The following is a 2,330-nucleotide window of genomic DNA, read 5'->3' as shown; positions in this document are numbered from 1 at the left end:
TAATGCAATAATAAAGACTGGCATAGCCATCCAACAAATTCTCTTCAAATGCCAATAAGAAGTCTGTCTACTGAAATATATATTTTTGAGAACTCAAACTACTCTGCAGTTCTCGTTTCGATAAAATTATTGAGTTGAGGCCCGACTTGTTGTCAAGTTACATCCATTCTAATAATTACTAGGACCACAAACAAATTCAGCAACCTAAATCCTCTTATTGATCAATGTAAATTTATACTGAAGCTCATTCTGGGCATTGTAAACTTCTGCCTTCACTGGGAGTGGAAGCCCATGAGAAAGCCAAATCTTGCTGGGCTTCGTCCCGATAGTGTAGCCGAGCACATATGCGGTAAATGCGCCAGCTGGCGTTTGAACCTTTTCCTTATCAAGGATCTTTGCGGAAATTGTCGATCCAATGGGTCCGATTGTAAGAGAATTCCATTCGGCCCCCATAACTAAATATTTTGGTCCGTCTAAATCAATGTCTCTAATCTCTAGAAGAGATGATTCAATTGGTTGATAGAAAGGTATGAAATCTCTGGATACGGGACTAGCATTAGTAAGCTGTTGTTTTGAAAGGAACATAGTGCCTGACTTGCTGGTGGTTCCGTTTTCAATGGAAAAGGAGGCATTCCAGAGATTTCCTTCCGATCTGACAAAATGCACGGTGACAGTCGCATTTATGAGAGAACTGGGCCCTACTAAACTACTCCAAGGTGAATTGTGGCCGCCAAGTGCGGTAAGTGAATATCTGAATTCTGTACCTGGATGGATATTTTCACCAACTGTCCATAAGTCTGCATTACTTGGGGGACTGAGGAATGAAGTGAACGGGGCCGAGAAACCACCTCCTAGTACAATAATCACAAGACTCACACTTACTCCAAAGCCTGCCAAAATTCCGAAAGCGAGAACAACTTTGCCTCTACGCGACACGGCACTATAGATATAAAGGAGCAAATATTTAATTTTGCGTCAACAATTTTTCCTTAAACCGCTTTGTTTCAATCTATACATTCAAAAAGTTACGAGCGATTACCATCGAGATGGCATAAAATTATATGACATCAGAGCTCCAACTTATTCCGGTGAATACCAGCAGGGAGTTACGTTGATAGAATCATAATACTAAATGTGAAGCCTACGAATTGTCGAGCCAAATTCCTAGTCACCTGTTAATAAGTTTATTACTCATAATCTTCTGTCTTGGTATTATTGCCGCTATCACAAAACACAATTCCTATACATAGATATAAATTCAACTTATTAATATCTACTTCACTTGACAATTGTAAGTGTGTCACTCAATAAGAAGATTCTAGATGACATGGAAAGGTTGCAACGGACATACGGCTTTTCAGGCCGGTCTGAGATAGTTAGGGCCGGTATCCGAAACCTGCTTTCAGAGGAAAAAAAAAGGGAAGACCTCAGTGGTATGCTTCATGCGTTGTTCTTGGCCATTCACGATGAAGCCTCTGATGAGGAGGTTACCGAAATGGGTCATGTGTATGACAAATTAATTAACACACATCTTCATAGTAAAATCAACGGAGATAGGTGTCTCGAAATATTCCTATTAAAAGGAGATGCGCGTGAAGTTAAGGAGATGGCGAAAAAATTTCAAGCTACTAGGAACATGGATAACGTCCAGTTGATTGTTATGTAGACACATATATTACTTAATAGCAAAGAAAATTCTATATTTTGTGGCAAGATTAACTAATATGCTAACTTTCTTTTCTCTCTATTAATTGCCATATCATCTCATTTACCATGCGACCCAATAACTAGGGCCTACAACCACGACTTTTCCTCCACAGCTTAAGAAGAGGAGCCAGGAATACTATTTATATGAAGTAAACCCCGTTCTTAGCTTAAATTGACGAACAAGGTTTCCGCTAACAATTATGTAGAATCAGCCATTAATGGTAGAGCACCGAGCCCCCAAGCTCCAGTATTCTTTCTTTGTGAGGAGTGTCGCTGGTGTGCAACATTTCTAGATAAGTCAAGATTTTCGCTGCCAAACGATTGTCCAATTTGTTCCAGTGACTTGATCTCCAGCTTCCCAATATTGTCTACAGAATCATTTACGTTTAATTATGATGACAAGCGTGGCGTAGAGCTAGACTTTAGACGTAGAGAACGGTAGTGATAATCCCTTAAGCTTATTGCCTTTGAATCGCAGGAACAAGTTACGGTGAAGGAGGTTATGATCTGCGTTTCGTCTTGAATCATTTGATTCTAAAAAATTGTTTTACCCATCACCTTCGATGTATAAAATTGTCTTATAACAGTTGTAGTGAGCTGACGCCCATCTTTCGCGAGATTCT

General features: G+C 39.7%; 2 protein-coding genes. One reads left to right on the top strand and one right to left on the bottom strand.

What is annotated here, in order from left to right:
* Positions 1-204: 204 nt before the first annotated feature.
* Entirely contained in the window at positions 205-936 is a 732-nt protein-coding gene (locus DYY65_RS07005) for a hypothetical protein (RefSeq protein WP_162477264.1), read from the bottom strand.
* 361 nt (positions 937-1,297) lie between these two features.
* Here DYY65_RS07005 and DYY65_RS07000 point away from each other — a divergent pair, with 361 nt between their 5' ends.
* Positions 1,298-1,666: a CopG family ribbon-helix-helix protein gene (locus DYY65_RS07000; RefSeq protein WP_370519318.1), complete on the top strand. Its 369-nt coding sequence runs from the start codon at positions 1,298-1,300 to the stop codon at positions 1,664-1,666.
* The last annotated feature ends 664 nt before the right edge of the window (positions 1,667-2,330 follow it).

Source organism: Nitrososphaera sp. AFS (assembly GCF_009898475.1).
Classification (GTDB): domain Archaea; phylum Thermoproteota; class Nitrososphaeria; order Nitrososphaerales; family Nitrososphaeraceae; genus Nitrosopolaris.
This window is presented reverse-complemented; position numbering and strand designations above follow the sequence as displayed.